Origin of the sequence: Streptococcus salivarius (assembly GCF_000785515.1) — a bacterium.
Lineage (GTDB): Bacteria > Bacillota > Bacilli > Lactobacillales > Streptococcaceae > Streptococcus > Streptococcus salivarius.
In genome coordinates this window covers 1,241,216-1,257,344 of sequence record NZ_CP009913.1, presented here as the reverse complement: position 1 = coordinate 1,257,344, position 16,129 = coordinate 1,241,216, and the positions used below count along the sequence as shown (strand labels likewise).

The 16,129-nt window shown below is 39.6% G+C and carries 17 protein-coding genes; 16 read left to right on the top strand and 1 reads right to left on the bottom strand.

Annotated elements, in window-relative coordinates; genetic code table 11:
- The first annotated feature begins 12 nt into the window (after positions 1-12).
- From deoC to SSAL8618_RS06035, 6 genes are all read left to right on the top strand, one after another.
- On the top strand, positions 13-657 hold the full coding sequence (gene deoC / locus SSAL8618_RS06060; protein WP_014634599.1) for a deoxyribose-phosphate aldolase: 645 nt from the start codon (positions 13-15) through the stop codon (positions 655-657).
- 4 nt (positions 658-661) lie between these two features.
- Positions 662-1,060 carry a cytidine deaminase gene (locus tag SSAL8618_RS06055; RefSeq protein ID WP_021144038.1) on the top strand — a complete coding sequence of 133 codons (399 nt, stop codon included), beginning with the start codon at positions 662-664 and terminating at the stop codon, positions 1,058-1,060.
- Positions 1,061-1,127: 67 nt separating this feature from the next.
- Complete coding sequence (locus SSAL8618_RS06050) at positions 1,128-2,192, top strand: BMP family lipoprotein (RefSeq protein ID WP_277619134.1); 1,065 nt, start codon at positions 1,128-1,130, stop codon at positions 2,190-2,192.
- A 98-nt stretch (positions 2,193-2,290) separates the two neighbouring features.
- A complete protein-coding gene (locus SSAL8618_RS06045) occupies positions 2,291-3,829 on the top strand; it encodes an ABC transporter ATP-binding protein (protein WP_004182049.1) in 1,539 nt (512 codons plus the stop codon).
- Positions 3,822-4,889, top strand: a complete 1,068-nt coding sequence (locus SSAL8618_RS06040; protein ID WP_004182077.1) for an ABC transporter permease — start codon at positions 3,822-3,824, stop codon at positions 4,887-4,889. Before SSAL8618_RS06045 ends, SSAL8618_RS06040 begins: the two co-directional genes overlap by 8 nt.
- A 1-nt stretch (position 4,890) precedes the next feature.
- Positions 4,891-5,847: an ABC transporter permease gene (locus SSAL8618_RS06035; protein WP_037600844.1), complete on the top strand. Its 957-nt coding sequence runs from the start codon at positions 4,891-4,893 to the stop codon at positions 5,845-5,847.
- Positions 5,848-5,939: 92 nt separating this feature from the next.
- Here the strand turns inward: SSAL8618_RS06035 and SSAL8618_RS06030 are convergent, their stop codons facing one another.
- Positions 5,940-6,575, bottom strand: coding sequence for an MBL fold metallo-hydrolase (locus SSAL8618_RS06030; protein WP_022496688.1), 636 nt, complete (start codon positions 6,573-6,575; stop codon positions 5,940-5,942).
- Between the two features lie 95 nt (positions 6,576-6,670).
- Between SSAL8618_RS06030 and SSAL8618_RS06025 the strand changes: the two genes are divergently transcribed.
- The 10 genes from SSAL8618_RS06025 to queF all read left to right on the top strand — a co-directional run bounded on the left by SSAL8618_RS06025 (position 6,671) and on the right by queF (position 15,883).
- Positions 6,671-9,157 carry a bifunctional DnaQ family exonuclease/ATP-dependent helicase gene (locus tag SSAL8618_RS06025; RefSeq protein ID WP_038676166.1) on the top strand — a complete coding sequence of 829 codons (2,487 nt, stop codon included), beginning with the start codon at positions 6,671-6,673 and terminating at the stop codon, positions 9,155-9,157.
- A 158-nt stretch (positions 9,158-9,315) separates the two neighbouring features.
- The gene (locus SSAL8618_RS06020; protein WP_004182029.1) at positions 9,316-9,798 is read left to right on the top strand and encodes a cell wall elongation regulator TseB-like domain-containing protein; all 483 of its coding nucleotides are present in this window, start codon (positions 9,316-9,318) and stop codon (positions 9,796-9,798) included.
- Positions 9,799-9,802: 4 nt separating this feature from the next.
- Positions 9,803-10,984 (top strand): pyridoxal phosphate-dependent aminotransferase, encoded by a 1,182-nt coding sequence (locus tag SSAL8618_RS06015; protein ID WP_013990479.1) that lies wholly within the window; start codon positions 9,803-9,805, stop codon positions 10,982-10,984.
- A 36-nt stretch (positions 10,985-11,020) separates the two neighbouring features.
- Entirely contained in the window at positions 11,021-12,367 is a 1,347-nt protein-coding gene (gene asnS, locus SSAL8618_RS06010) for an asparagine--tRNA ligase (RefSeq protein ID WP_038676164.1), read from the top strand.
- 26 nt (positions 12,368-12,393) lie between these two features.
- Entirely contained in the window at positions 12,394-12,801 is a 408-nt protein-coding gene (locus tag SSAL8618_RS06005; protein ID WP_022496685.1) for a hypothetical protein, read from the top strand.
- Positions 12,802-12,909: 108 nt separating this feature from the next.
- The gene (locus SSAL8618_RS06000) at positions 12,910-13,290 is read left to right on the top strand and encodes a RidA family protein (RefSeq protein WP_038676162.1); all 381 of its coding nucleotides are present in this window, start codon (positions 12,910-12,912) and stop codon (positions 13,288-13,290) included.
- A gap of 173 nt (positions 13,291-13,463) precedes the next feature.
- On the top strand, positions 13,464-14,117 hold the full coding sequence (gene queC / locus SSAL8618_RS05995; RefSeq protein WP_037611388.1) for a 7-cyano-7-deazaguanine synthase QueC: 654 nt from the start codon (positions 13,464-13,466) through the stop codon (positions 14,115-14,117).
- The gene (queD, locus tag SSAL8618_RS05990; RefSeq protein ID WP_037611387.1) at positions 14,117-14,560 is read left to right on the top strand and encodes a 6-carboxytetrahydropterin synthase QueD; all 444 of its coding nucleotides are present in this window, start codon (positions 14,117-14,119) and stop codon (positions 14,558-14,560) included. Before queC ends, queD begins: the two co-directional genes overlap by 1 nt.
- Positions 14,553-15,269 (top strand): 7-carboxy-7-deazaguanine synthase QueE, encoded by a 717-nt coding sequence (gene queE, locus SSAL8618_RS05985; RefSeq protein WP_004182409.1) that lies wholly within the window; start codon positions 14,553-14,555, stop codon positions 15,267-15,269. Before queD ends, queE begins: the two co-directional genes overlap by 8 nt.
- 122 nt (positions 15,270-15,391) lie before the next feature.
- The gene (gene queF / locus SSAL8618_RS05980; RefSeq protein ID WP_037611386.1) at positions 15,392-15,883 is read left to right on the top strand and encodes a preQ(1) synthase; all 492 of its coding nucleotides are present in this window, start codon (positions 15,392-15,394) and stop codon (positions 15,881-15,883) included.
- Positions 15,884-16,129: the final 246 nt, after the last annotated feature.

Sequence of the window (16,129 nt, the reverse complement as noted above, 5' to 3'; positions counted from 1 at the left end):
AGGAGTTTGTTTATGTCTGTTAATAGCTATATTGACCATACCTTACTAAAAGCTGATGCTAATAAAGAACAGATTCTTTCCTTAATTGATGAGGCTAAGAAGTATGAGTTTGCCAGCGTCTGTGTTAATCCAACTTGGGTCAAAACGGCAGCTGAATTGCTAAAAGATAGTTCTGTTAAAGTTTGTACGGTTATCGGTTTTCCTTTGGGAGCATCGACTTCTGCAGTTAAGGCTTTTGAAGCCAAGGATGCTATTGCCAATGGGGCGGATGAAATTGATATGGTAATCAATATCGGTGCTCTTAAATCTAGAAATCTTAAATTAGTTGAAGACGATATTAAAGCTGTTGTTGAAGCTAGTGGAAGAAAACTTGTGAAGGTTATTATTGAAACTTGTCTATTGACTGATGAAGAAAAGGTCGAAGCTTGCCAATTAGCAAAACTGGCAGGTGCAGATTTTGTGAAGACATCTACAGGGTTTTCTACTGGTGGTGCTACCATTGAAGATATTGAACTTATGCGAGAAGCTGTTGGTCCTATTATGGGAGTCAAGGCATCTGGTGGAGCACGTACACTTGAGGCGGCTAAAGCCTTTATCAAAGCTGGTGCAACCCGTATTGGTACTTCGTCAGGAGTGGCCATTATGAAAGGTCAATAAAGCCATGACAGTTACTAACAAAGAGAAAGTGATAGAAGCAGCTCGATTGGCAGCAGAAAATGCCTATGTTCCCTACTCTAAGTTTAGAGTTGGTGCGGCTTTGATTACAAAAAATGGAGAAATCTTTCAAGGCTGCAATATAGAAAATGCCTCTTTTGGATTGACCAATTGTGCAGAAAGAACGGCTATTTTTAAAGCGGTATCTGAAGGACACCGTGATTTTGAGTGTCTCGCTGTTTACGGTGATACCAAAGAGCCTATATCACCATGCGGTGCATGTCGCCAAGTGATGGCTGAGTTTTTTAAATCCGATTCTAAAGTGATTCTTATCGCTGAAGATAAATCGACAGTCGAGATGACAGTCGGAGAGTTGTTACCATACTCTTTTACAGACTTACAATAGTCTAGTTGTTTTATTCTTTATTAAGCAAGTTTTCTTGCAAGTTATAGGAGGAGTGTTCAAGATGAAATTGAACAAGAAAATTATCGGTCTTGGCCTTGTTGCTGTAGCAGCACTTGGTCTTGCAGCATGTGCTCGTGGCGGACGCGGTGGATCATCAGCTGATTCTAAAGTTAAAGCTGCTATCGTTACAGATACTGGTGGGGTAGATGATAAATCATTTAACCAATCAGCATGGGAAGGACTCCAAGAGTGGGGTAAAGCTAACAAACTTAAAAAAGATTCTGGCTTTACTTACTTCCAATCAAACTCAGAGTCTGACTTTGCAAACAATATGTCAGCTGCTCAAAGCCAAGGTTACAACCTCATCTTTGGTGTTGGTTTTGCCCTTCATGATGCTGTTTCAGATGCTGCTAAGGAACATGAAGATGTTAACTACGTAATCATTGATGATGTCATCAAAGACCAAAAGAATGTTGAGAGCGTTTTGTTTGCTGATAACGAAGGTGCTTACCTTGCAGGTATCGCAGCAGCAATGCAATCAAAAACAAATAAAGTTGGTTTCATTGGTGGTCAAACATCAGATACAATTACACGTTTTGAAGCTGGTTTCACAGCAGGTGCTAAATCTGTAAAACCAGACATCGATGTACAAGTTCAATATGCTGAATCATTCTCAGACGCTGCTAAAGGTACAACAATTGCTTCAACTATGTACGCTTCAGGCGTTGACGTAATCTATCAAGCAGCTGGTGGTACTGGTACTGGTGTCTTCACAGCAGCTAAAGAAGTTAACGAAAAACTTGATGCTGACAGCGATAAGAAAGTTTGGGTAATCGGTGTTGACCGTGACCAAAATGCAGAAGGTAACTATACATCTTCAGACAAGAAAAAATCTAACTTTGTTTTGACTTCAACAATCAAAAAAGTTGGTACAGTTGTTAAAGATATCGCTAACGGACAACTTAAAGGCGATAAATTTGAAGGTGGTTCTACTAAGACTTATGGTATCAAAGATGGTGGTGTTGACATCGTAACATCTAAGCTTCCTTCTGATATCAAGGATGCAGTAGAAAAAGCTAAAGAACAAATCAAGAATGGTGAATTGAAACCAACTGATGGTCTTAGCAAATAATCCATAATATCTAAACTGGGACAATTTTTGTCTCAGCAAAGGGAAGCAGTTTATATTTCCCTTTGCTGATATAAAAATAATTCTTGAAAGGAGATTGTATGACGAAGCCAAATGTCATTGAGATGCACGATATTACCAAAAAATTTGGTGAATTTGTGGCAAATGATCATATCAATCTTGATGTGAGACCAGGAGAAATCCATGCCCTCCTCGGTGAAAATGGTGCTGGTAAGTCAACCTTAATGAACATGCTTGCAGGTCTTTTACAGCCAACAAGCGGGATTATTAAGGTTAATGGACAAGAGGTGACGATTGATTCACCTTCGAAAGCAACGAAATTGGGGATTGGGATGGTTCACCAACACTTTATGTTGGTTGAAGCTTTTACAGTTGCTGAGAATATCATCCTGGGTAGTGAGGTAACCAAAGCTGGTGGTGTCCTTGATATGAAGAAGGCTATTAAGGAAATTACTGAGCTCTCTGAAAGATATGGTCTTGCGGTAGATCCAACAGCTAAGGTGGCAGATATTTCTGTTGGTGCTCAACAGCGTGTTGAAATCCTTAAGACTCTGTATCGTGGTGCTGATATTTTGATTTTCGATGAACCGACTGCGGTATTGACTCCGTCTGAAATTACTGAACTTCTAAACATCATGAAAACCTTGGTCAAAGAAGGCAAGTCAATTATCCTTATCACCCATAAATTGGATGAGATTCGTGCGGTTTCTGACCGTGTCACAGTTATCCGTCGTGGTAAATCAATTGATACAGTGACAATTGAAGGATCAACAAATGCTGACTTGGCCGAAATGATGGTTGGTCGTCATGTCTCCTTTAAAACAGAAAAAATTCCTTCAAATCCAAAAGAAGTTGTTCTTTCTATTAAAGATTTGGTGGTTAATGAGAACCGTGGTGTTCCTGCCGTTAAGAACTTATCTTTAGATGTTCGTGCGGGTGAAATCATCGGTATTGCCGGTATTGATGGTAACGGTCAAACAGAGCTTGTTCAAGCGATTACTGGACTACGTAAAGTTAAGTCTGGTGACATTACTATCAAGGGTGAATCTATTATTCATAAGACAACTCGTCAGATTACAGAGATGAGTGTTGGTCATATTCCTGAAGACCGTCACCGTGACGGTATGGTTCTTGAAATGACAGTAGCTGAAAATATTGCCCTTCAAACCTACTACAAGGAGCCAAATTCGAAAAATGGTATCTTGAACTATAATGTTATCAATGCTAAAGCTCGAGAATTGATGGAAGAATTTGACGTTCGTGGTGCTGGAGAGTTGATTGCTGGTGGTGACTTGTCTGGTGGTAACCAACAAAAAGCTGTTATCGCCCGTGAAATTGACCGTGACCCAGAGCTTCTTATTGTCAGTCAACCAACTCGTGGTCTTGACGTAGGTGCCATTGAATACATTCGTAAACGTATTATCGCTGAGCGTGATAAAGGTAAGGCTGTTATTGTAGTCAGCTTTGAATTGGATGAAATTCTTGATATGTCAGACAGAATTGCAGTTATCTACGATGGTGCAATTCAAGGTATCCTAGATCCTGCTGAAACGAATAAGCAAGATCTTGGTATCCTAATGGCTGGTGGACAATTGAATAAGGAGGAAGCAAATGTCTAAGAAAACACAAAATTGGGCAGTTCCTTTGATTGCTGTCCTCTTGGGAATGTTGATCGGGGCTGTATTGATGTTAATCTTTGGTTACGATCCATTCTGGGCTTACTATGATCTCTTCAGTACAGCCTTCGGTTCTTTGAAAAATATTGGTGAAATTCTTCGTGCCATGAGTCCCTTGATTCTTATCGCACTCGGATTTTCTGTAGCATCTAAAGCTGGTTTCTTTAACGTTGGTTTGCCTGGTCAGGCTTTAGCAGGTTGGACTTCGGCTGTATGGTTTGCATTATCATTTCCAGAATTACCAAAAGTAGTTTCAGTTTTCTGTACAGTAATCATCGGTCTAGTAGCTGGTGGTATCGCTGGTGCAATTCCGGGTATTCTTCGTGCTTACTTGGGAACTAGTGAGGTCATTGTTACCATCATGATGAACTACATCATTTTGTATGTAGCAAACAATATTGTTCGATTTGGTTTTACAGCCGACATGTTACGTTCATCAGAAGCATCTAATAAGGTCGCAGCCTCTGCAAGCTATCAAACAGAATTCTTATCCTCTCTAACCGGTGGCTCACGTTTTAATATTGGTTTCTTCCTTGCTCTTGCAGCAGTTTTCCTTGTTTGGTTCATGCTCAAGAAAACAACAACTGGTTTTGAAATTACATCTGTAGGTCTTAACCCTCATGCATCTGAATATGCAGGGATGTCATCAAAACGTGTTATTATCATGTCTATGATTATTTCAGGTGCCCTTTGTGGACTTGGAGGAACAGTAGAAGGACTTGGTACCTTCCAAAATGCCTTTGTTCAAAACTCTTCATTGGCAATTGGTTGGAACGGTATGGCGGTTGCTCTTTTGGCTACTAATTCACCTATTGGTATTCCGTTTGCTGCCCTTCTTTATGGTGTCTTGTCTGTAGGTAAGAGTGGTATGATTGGTGTGCCTCCTGAAGTTATCGACGTTGTATCTGCTTTGATTATCTTCTTTGTCGGTGCTAACTATATTATTAGATATTGGGTTCGCCCTCGTCAAAAGTCAGTGAAAGCTAAAGGAGGACAAAACTAATATGGACTTCATTACAATTTTAGCCTTGATTGTTGCCTCTATGCTAAAATACTCAGCACCATTGATTTTCACAAGTATCGGTGGTACTTTCTCTGAACGAGGCGGTATCGTAAATGTCGGTCTTGAGGGAATCATGGTTATTGGAGCCTTCGCAGGTGTTCTCTTTAACTTGAATTTTGCAGATAGTTTTGGTGATGCAACTCCTTGGATTGCCGCAATTGTAGCAGGTCTTATTGGTCTTGTTTACTCATTGCTCCACGCGGTTGCGACCATTAATTTCCGTGCGGATCATGTTGTCTCTGGTACGGTATTGAACTTGATTGCTCCATCTTTAGCAGTCTTTCTGACACGTGTTATCTTTGGTGCCGGCCAAACACCAGCTATTAGCCATAACTTTAAAACTGTATCATTTCCAATTTTGAGCCACATTCCAGTCTTGGGTAAAGTCTTCTTTACGAACGTTTCCTTGATTGCATATGTAGCGATTTTGGTTTCAGTTGTGTCTTGGTGGGTTATCTTCAAGACTCGCTTTGGTTTGCGTCTTCGCTCAGTAGGTGAGCACCCACAGGCAGCGGATACACTTGGTATTAATGTTTACCGTATGCGCTACTATGGTGTCATGATTTCAGGATTCCTTGGTGGTGTTGGTGGTGCAGTTTATGCTCAATCCATCTCTAACAACTTTGCTATTACGACGATTGCAGGTCCTGGTTTCATCGCCTTGGCTGCTATGATTTTTGGTCGTTGGAATCCAGTTGGAGCTATGCTCTCAAGTTTATTCTTCGGTTTGTCACAATCATTGGCAATTATCGGGAAACAACTTCCGCTTATTTCACATGTACCAAACGTCTACTTGCAAATTGCACCATATGTCTTGACAATTATTGTCTTGGCTGCATTCTTTGGTAAAGCAGTAGCACCAAAAGCTGATGGTGTTAACTATATCAAATCTAAATAAATACAATCTAGTATTTCAAGTAAGAAGGTCTTTAGACCTTCTTTTTTATGCATGTAAAAAGCCCAGCTTTATAGTTTGCTGAGCTTTTATTCTTATGAAAAATGTGGGTTAAAGTTTTTTTCGTGGCCTATAGTAGTGTCCCAACCGTGTCCGGGGAATACCTTGTAGTGGTTAGGAAGGGTGAAGAGTTGCTCTCGAATACTAGTGAGTAACTGATCGTGGTTTCCTGTTGGGAGGTCCCAGCGTCCAATTGTTTCTTTAAAGAGGGCATCACCAGAAAAGACGATTTCTTCTTCATCGAAAATTAAAGAAATGCCCCCGATAGAATGTCCTGGGGTTGGAACAACTTTAAACTGGAAATCCTCGATGTTATAGTCCTGAGTGAAATCGAAGTAGTATTCTGCTGGATTGACAATAACGTCTTCCATATCGTCATGACGTGGAAGTCCCGATAAATTATCAATAGGATTCATCAACCAGTCTTTTTCAGCCTCTGCAACATAAACAGGAGGGTAATTATAAGCTTGACGGACTGCCTCAACACTCATAATGTGATCGTAGTGTGTATGTGTCAAGAGGATAGCAGCAACAGGTTTATCACTTGCTTTAAGCTCAGCTAAGATAGCAGAAGTATCACTTCCTGGATCAATGACTAGACAGGCTGTATCGTTTTCTAAAATATAGGTGTTTTCCTGGGCAACAGGATTTAAAATTCGTCTTATTTTCATAGCTCTAGTGTAGCACGAATTTCAGGCTTTTTCCAATATCAGAATGATGGCTTTGTCTTTTTTTGGGGCTTTGGATATGCTATAATAAGGTCACTATGAGTGAAAAAAACACGAATAAATATGCTATTGTTGACTTGGAAGCGACCTCCGCTTCGTCAACGGCTAGTATTATACAGGTGGGAATTGTCATCATGCAAAATGGTCAGGTGTTTGACGAATTTGCGAGTGATGTTAACCCACACCAAGAACTAGATGATCACATTATTCATTTAACAGGGATTACTGATCAGCAGTTGGCTCAAGCCCCAGATTTCTCAGAAATTGCTAGAACCATTTTTGAACTGATTGAGGACTGTATTTTTGTTGCCCATAATGTTAAATTTGATGCCAATTTGCTTGCAGAGGCACTTTTCATGGAGGGCTTCGAACTAAGGACTCCTCGTGTGGATACTGTCGAATTGGCTCAGGTCTTTTATCCGACACTGGAACAATATAAACTCTCCCATTTATCCAAGGTTCTTAATCTTGACCTAGCTCAGGCCCATACCGCTATTGAAGATGCGAGAGCGACCGGACAGCTTTTATTTCATTTGATGGATAAGATTGCCAGCTTACCTAGACAGACCATTGAGATGCTTTTGACCTTTTCAGATAATCTTCTTTTTGAGACTGAGTTGGTTATTCGTGATGCTATAAGAGGTCAAAATTTAGGCCTTTCAAAAGAATATGTCATGCTTGAAGAATCTGGAATTGTTCTTCGTAGACCTTTGACTTATAAGTCTGAACGAAAACTGTCTCAAGATTTTGATACCAATATTGCACTCTTAGATTTGGAATCAAGGCCTAAACAAAAAGAGTTTGCTGAGGCAGTAAGAAGGGAGCTTGATAATACTGATATTTCCATGATTCAGGCGCAGACTGGAATCGGAAAAACTTATGGCTATTTGCTTCCTTTGTTGGCGCAATCTGATGTAGATAAAGTGGTAGTGGCTGTTCCGACCAAGCTCCTTCAAAATCAGATTATGAATCAGGAAGCTACAGCCTTATCGGATGTCTTTAATATTAACTTCCATAGTCTCAAAGGACCTCAGAATTATATCAAGTTAGATGCCTTCTACCAAACCTTACTTCGTCAGGATAGTAACCGTTTGATTAATCGTTACAAAATGCAACTTTTGGTGTGGTTGACTGAAACAGAGACAGGGGATCTTGACGAAATCAGACAAAAACAGCGCTATATGGCTTATTTTGATGAGATTAAGCACGATGGTAAGTTAAAAGCTGATAGTCTTTTTGCTGAATATGATTTTTGGCAACAGTCCTACCAAAAAGCCCAGGAAGCTAGGGTAGTTGTGACCAACCATGCTTATCTGTTGACGCGTATGGAAGATGATCATGATTTTGTTCGAGGAAAAACTCTTGTGATTGATGAGGGGCAAAAGATGGTTCTGGCTTTGGAACAATTTTCACGTCATCAAGTCAATCTTACTGTCCTGTTGCAACATATTCATCGAATTCTTGATAGTGGTAGTCAAAGCTTGCTTCAACAACGATTGCTCGAAAATCTGCAGTTTGAAGTTAGCCATCTAATCCAAGAACATCAACAATTTCCTCAGAAGCAGTATAATCGCCAGCAATTAGATCGTTTGCTACAAACCATTTCTGAACTGGAAGGTGAAAGTGATTTTATGGAGATGTTGTCTCCACTGAAGACACCGCTTTACAGCCATTTCTGGCTTGAAACAGATTATTATCAAGAACATCGTGTGACTTATTTAAAGGCGTCACGCAAAGAGCTCTTAGAGCTTTCTGCTTATCTACCAAGTGCCCAAAAAGTGATAATTGTTTCAGCAACTATTGATGTGGGACCTGATGTAGATGTGGCTGATTTGTTGGGCTTAGATCAGGTACGCAAGGTTAGCCTCCCAATGGACACTTTACCCAATCAAGCTATTTGGATTGATCAAAGTATGCCTATGATTGGTGTTTCTTCTGAGGAAGAGTATGAAGTTGCTCTTGCAAAACGTCTCCAGAAGCTATCTGAAATGGAATATCCAATTTTAGTACTATTCACGTCTCGAAAGAGTATGATGGCTGTTTCAGATTTATTGGATCATAGGGAAGTTCGTCACCTAACTCAAGAGAAAAATGGGACTGCTTTTAATGTCAAAAAACGTTTTGATAGAGGTGAGACCAATCTCCTTCTTGGTATGGGGTCGTTCTGGGAAGGTGTTGACTTTGCCCAACAAGATAGGGTAATTGAGGTTATTGCACGTCTGCCGTTTGACAATCCTAAGGATCCATTCTATCAAAAGATTGAATCTTGGTTTTCTAAGCAAGGAAAGAGCACCTTTGATAGTTACAGTCTTCCCATGACGGTTTTACGTTTTAAACAAGCTATTGGACGTGCTCAAAGACGTCCAGAACAGCGCTCGGCTATTCTTCTTATGGATAATCGCCCGCTCGTTAAGAGTTATGGAAAACTATTTCTAAAAGAAGTGACACAAGAAGTTGCGCTTAAGCCCGCTAAGTTCGAGGAAGTCAAAGAGGATATTCAGGATTTCTTAGAACAAGAAAGTTAACTTTTTAAAACCAACCTTTTCTAAGATTACTTAGGTTTTATAAATTTTACTGACTTATAAAAAAGATAGACTTAATTGCTCAATACTAGCTATATTGCTATGTAAAGATTTATCATTTTCTGATATAATAAATTCAGAAACTTTTTTTAGGAGGCATTATGCGTAAACAACGTTCACCCTGGACCAAAAAGCAACAGTTCATTTTTGGAATAATTGTAATCGTTGTGACCTTAATTGCCTCTTTGACTGCTATTCTTATTGTAGCGACTAAGCCTTACGTAGACGCTGAAAAGAAGGTTATTGCCATAGCAGAGAGCAAAGCAGATATTAAGACTGTTACTGAATTTGATATCTACCATGGTGAGGCTACCTATTACGGACTTCTTGGAAAGTCTGGTCAAGGTGAGAAACTGGCTGTTATCGTGAGTCATGATTCAGGTGAGGTTGATATCTACAAGCAATCGGATGGTATTAGTAAGTCAGTGGCTAAGAAAGCTGCTAAAGCCTATGGTGCTAAGGATATATCCTATGTCCACCTAGGAAAGTATGGCAAAACTCCTATTTGGGAAGTGAAGTCAGGAACCCAGTATTATCTGGTTGATTTTATCTCAGGTCAGGTTATTAAAGTGGAAGGACTATAATGAAATGACAAAATTATCAAATCGTGTATTACAAATGGAAGAAAGTGTTACTTTAGCTGCCAGTGCGCGTGCTAAAGCTCTTAAAGCTCAAGGACGTGATATCTTGAGTTTGACACTTGGTGAACCAGATTTTGTAACACCTAAGAACATTCAAGATGCTGCCATTGCCTCTATTGAAAATGGTAAGGCAAGTTTCTATACCGTAGCTTCTGGACTTCCAGAACTTAAGGATGCGATTAGCACTTACATGGAAAACTTCTATGGCTATGCTGTAAAACCAAATGAGGTTGTTGTCGGCACTGGTGCGAAGTTTATCTTATATGCTTTCTTTGCTACGGTCATCAATCCTGGTGATGAAGTCATTATTCCAACACCCTGCTGGGTTTCGTATGTAGACCAAGTTAAAATGGTTGAGGGTGTTCCAGTCACTTTCCAAACGACTGAAGCTAATCACTTTAAAGCAACAGTTGAACAACTTGAAGCTGCTCGCACTGAAAAAACTAAAGTTGTCTTGCTTAATTCTCCATCAAATCCAACAGGAATGATTTACAGCAAGGAAGAATTGCAAGCAATCGGTGACTGGGCGGTTGAGCACGATATTTTGATTTTAGCAGATGATATCTATGGCCGTTTGGTCTATAATGGCAATACCTTTACTCCAATTTCAAGTCTTTCAGATGCCATTCGTAAGCAAACAATTGTGATTAATGGTGTTTCCAAGACCTATGCTATGACAGGTTGGCGTGTTGGTTTTGCTGTCGGAGATCCAGAAATTATTTCAGGTATGGCTAAGATTATCAGTCAAACGACATCAAATCTTACAGCAGTTTCTCAATATGCTGCTATTGAAGCCTTAACAGGTGATCAATCTTCTATCGAAGAAATGCGTCAGGCCTTTGAGGAACGTTTGAATACGATTTATCCACTCCTAGCTGAAGTGCCTGGCTTTGAAGTCATCAAACCTCAAGGTGCCTTTTACCTCTTCCCTAATGTTAAAAAAGCGATGGAAATCAAAGGCTACACAAATGTTAATGATTTTACAAACGCTATTCTTGAGGAGGCTGAAGTCGCTTTGGTAACAGGTGCAGGATTCGGCGCGCCTGAAAATATTCGACTTAGCTATGCAACAGACTTGGATACTTTGAAAGAAGCAGTCCGCCGAATCAAAGCCTTTATGGAAAAATAGAATTAATATAGATCAAAAGAAAAGAGAAGTAATTACATGTCTAAACAATTAGTTTCAATTATTGATGTGCCTAAACACGTGGGCGAAGAAATCACTATCGGTGCATGGGTAGCTAACAAATCAGGTAAAGGGAAATTGGCCTTTCTTCAATTGCGTGATGGAACTGCCTTCTTCCAAGCGGTAGCTTTCAAACCTAACTTCATCGAAAAATACGGTGAAGAAGAAGGTACTGAAAAATTTGATACTGTTAAACGCCTTAGCCAAGAAACATCAGTTTATGTGACTGGTGTGGTCAAAGAAGACGAACGTTCAAAATTTGGTTACGAGTTGGATGTGACAGCAGTAGAAGTCATCGGTGAATCACATGATTACCCAATCACACCAAAAGAACACGGAACTGACTTCTTGATGGATAATCGTCACCTTTGGTTGCGTTCACGTAAACAAATGGCTGTTCAACAAATTCGTAATGCGATTATTTACGCAACATACGAATTCTTTGATAAAAATGGTTTCATCAAATTTGATAGTCCAATTTTGTCAGGAAATGCAGCTGAAGATTCAACAGAATTGTTTGAAACGGATTACTTTGGTACACCTGCTTACCTAAGCCAATCTGGTCAGCTTTACCTTGAAGCTGGTGCTATGGCTCTTGGTCGTGTATTTGACTTTGGTCCTGTTTTCCGTGCCGAAAAATCTAAAACACGCCGTCACTTGACTGAGTTCTGGATGATGGATGCTGAGTATTCATTCTTGTCACATGATGAGTCACTTGATTTGCAAGAAGCTTATGTTAAGGCTCTTATTCAAGGTGTTATTGATCGTGCGCCACAAGCTCTTGAAATCCTTGAACGTGATGTAGATCTTCTTAAGAAATACATTGCTGAGCCATTCAAGCGCGTGTCATATGATGAAGCTATCGACCTTCTTCAAGCACATGAAAATGATGAAGATACAGACTACGAGCACCTCGAACATGGAGATGACTTTGGTTCTCCACACGAAACTTGGATTTCAAACTATTTTGGTGTTCCAACATTCGTTGTTAATTATCCAGCAAGATTCAAGGCCTTCTACATGAAACCAGTTCCTGGTAATCCTGAGCGCGTTCTTTGTGCAGACCTTTTGGCTCCAGAAGGTTATGGTGAAATCATCGGTGGTTCAATGCGTGAAGATGACTACGATGCTCTTGTAGCTAAAATGGATGAACTCGGAATGGACCGTTCAGAATACGAATTCTACCTTGACCTTCGTAAATATGGTTCAGTACCACACGGTGGTTTTGGTATCGGTATTGAACGTATGGTTACTTTCGTAGCTGGAACAAAACACATCCGTGAAGCTATTCCATTCCCACGTATGTTGCACCGTATCAAACCATAAGAAAAATTCTTTAGGAGTGCAAAAGTATGAAAAGATGGTTACTTGGTCTGTTGGTCTTGCTTTGTATGGTTTCAATGGTAGCTTGCAGCAAGTCTGCTCCCTCACTAGAGGGTGAATGGCAGGCACAAGATGCCTTAAAGAAGGATTATACGATTGTCTTCAAGAAAGATAAGGTCAAGATTGGTGAGCAGGATTATAACTATACAGTGGATGGTCCCAAGTCTAAAGATGACTTTACCTATTATTCGCTAAAAGTAAAAGATCAGGGAAAAGAAACGTCTTATACATTATTTTTCCCAACTAAATCCAAAGAGGTTGCTCTTTTTCTACAACCAAATGATGAGAAAGAACCCATTAAGGGTCAAATGCTCTTTGCACTTAATAAAAAAGACAAACCAGACTATTATAGCTATGTCAAAAAGTATCTGAAATAGTAGGAGAAGAATTAGCCTAGCGCTGATTCTTTTCTTTTTAGAATTATATGTTTCAATTTTCAGAATATTTTGTTATAATAGCAACATATTAGTCAAAGGAGAACTATCATGGCAAAAACTATTCATACTGATAAAGCACCAGCAGCAATCGGACCTTATGTTCAAGGTAAAATCGTAGGCAATCTTTTGTTTGCTTCTGGTCAAGTGCCATTGTCACCAGAAACAGGTAAAATCATTGGTGAAACAATTCAAGAACAAACAGAACAAGTTCTTAAAAATGTTGGTGCTATTTTGGCAGAAGCAGGTACAGACTTTGATCACGTTGTTAAAACAACTTGCTTCCTAAGTGACATTAACGATTTCGTTCCATTTAATGAAGTGTATGCAACTGCCTTTACATCTGATTTCCCTGCACGTTCTGCGGTAGAAGTGGCACGTTTGCCAAAAGATGTTAAAATTGAAATCGAAGTTATCGCTGAGATTGATTAATGAAGAGAGCCTTGGCTCTTTTCTTTTTTTCTCAACTATGATAGACTATTAAGGATAAATCATTTTCGATGTTTGGGAGACACCATCGCTAAAAAAAACCATTACTGGCGTTTTTTGGCTCCCCCAAGGGGCCTTTTTATGTGTCTCAGACATCACGAATAAAGAGGAATATTATGAAACGTCAATCAGCTTTGGTCGTCTTTAGTGGCGGTCAAGATTCTACTACTTGCCTATTTTGGGCTCTTAAACATTATGAAACAGTTGAATTAGTTACTTTTGCTTATGGCCAACGTCATAGCTTGGAAATTGAAGTAGCTAAAGAGATTGCGCAAGAGCAAGGGCTTAAACACCATGTTTTGGATATGTCTTTGCTTGGTCAAATCACTGAAAATGCGTTAACATCTGATATTGAGATTGAGGCAGAAGAAGGTGAAGTTCCTAATACCTTTGTGGACGGGCGTAATCATCTTTTCCTTTCTTTTGCAGCTATTCTAGCTAAGCAACGTGGTATTACTGATATTGTTACGGGTGTTTGTGAGACAGACTTTTCTGGTTATCCAGACTGTCGTGATGTTTTTGTCAAATCGCTTAATGTCACACTTAATCTTGCCATGGCCTATGATTTTGTTATCCAAACCCCTCTCATGTGGTTAGATAAGGCTGAGACTTGGGCTTTGGCTGACCAACTTGGAGCTTTTGACTATGTTCGTGAAAAAACGCTAACTTGCTATAACGGTATTATTGGAACTGGTTGCGGGGAATGCCCTGCCTGTCACTTGCGTCAAAAAGGTCTTGAAAAATATCTAGCAGAAAGAGGAGAAGCTTAATGTTCTTTGCACCGAAAGAAATCAAGAAAGAAACAGGTGAGTCCTTGGTTTATAATCCTCACCGTACAATGGTTTCTAAAGAGTTTACTTTTGATGCTGCCCACCATCTCTTTAATTACGAAGGAAAATGCAAGTCACTTCATGGCCATACCTATCATCTTCAAATTGCAGTTAGTGGCTACTTGGATGAGCGTGGCATGACCTACGATTTTGGTGACCTTAAGCGCATTTATAAGGATCATTTGGAACCTCAGTTAGATCACCGTTATCTCAATGAGACTCTGCCTTATATGAATACAACTGCGGAAAATATGGTTTTCTGGATTTTCCAGACGACGAGTCAACATCTGCCAGAGGAGAGAGGACTTCGTTTGGAATATGTGCGTCTTTATGAAACACCAACAGCCTTCGCAGAGTTTAGACGGGAGTGGTTGGATGACTAGAGAACGTGTACTCAAACTGCCAGTGCTTGAAATTTTCGGACCGACTTTTCAAGGGGAAGGCCGAGCTATCGGTCAAAAGACCATGTTTGTAAGGACAGCAGGATGTGATTACCATTGTGATTGGTGTGATTCTGCCTTTACTTGGGATGGGTCAGAGAAGCCAACACGTATGACAGCTGATGAAGTTATTGAGGCTTTAGATGCGCTAGGAACTTATGACTATGTTACTCTGTCTGGAGGAAACCCAGCTCTTTTAGCGGCAAATATGGCTGAACTCGTTTCAAAACTCAAGGCTAGAGGAGTGACTTTGGCCGTTGAAACTCAGGGTTCTCGCTGGCAGGAGTGGCTCAAGGATATTGATCAAGTAACCTTAAGTCCTAAACCACCATCATCCAAGATGGAAGTCAATATGGAAACCCTTGACTTTATTGTTTCACAACTTGATCCTGATAAAGTTACCTTCAAAGTTCCTGTTTTTGACGATGATGATTTAGCCTTTGCTAAAATGATTCAGGAACGTTATCAGCCAGATGTCATGTTTCTTTCGGCTGGTAATCCTGAACCGAAAGCAGAAGGTAATATTGTCCAACATCAATTAGATCGCCTCAAAGAGCTCTGGGAGACAGTAGCTGCTGATGACTCGTGGGGAAATGTGCGTGTTCTCCCTCAGCTTCATACCCTACTCTACGATAATGAGCGCGGTGTCTAATCTTCACATTCTATAAGCTTAGAATTGATAGTATTTTTACTTTTTTAATGATTAACATTAGAAATTTAGATTAAAAATTGACCATATAAAGGTCTAGAAAAATTAACAACAAAGGAAGAAAAATGTCACAACAAGAAGAAATGAAAAACCTCACTCTCCTTGGTAATAAGGAGACACCTTATATTTTTGAATACTCTCCACAAGTCTTGGAGTCTTTTGATAATCGTCATACTGATAATGATTACTTTATCAAATTCAACTGTCCAGAATTTACATCACTTTGTCCTATTACTGGGCAACCTGATTTTGCAAGTATTTATATTTCTTATATTCCAGACCAGCTCTGCGTTGAGTCTAAATCTCTAAAGCTTTATCTCTTTAGTTACCGTAATCACGGAGACTTCCATGAAAACTGTATTAATACCATTGGTAAAGATTTAGTGAAACTTTTGAACCCTCGTTACTTAGAAGTTTGGGGTAAATTTACACCTCGTGGTGGTATTTCGATTGACCCTTATTATAATTACGGTCGTCCTGAAACAAAGTATGAGAAGATGGCCGAGCAACGTCTCTTTAATCACGATCTTTACCCAGAAAATATTGATAATCGTTAATGTTACGCTAAAAGTCCTTATACAAATAGAGGGCTTTTTTGTTTAAACACTTGCCTTTAAGCCCTAAAAGAGGTCCGCCTAACCGTTTTTCACAAAGAAAGTTAGGTCTTTGTTAGTCTTCTATTGGTTTAGTCTGAGAAACTTCTATTATTAAAATAATTTGACAATAGAAGTTTTATTTCTTACAATTAAAGTGTAAATGGAAATGTAAGCGATTGCTTATAAAAGGTATATTTTTTTAAAAGG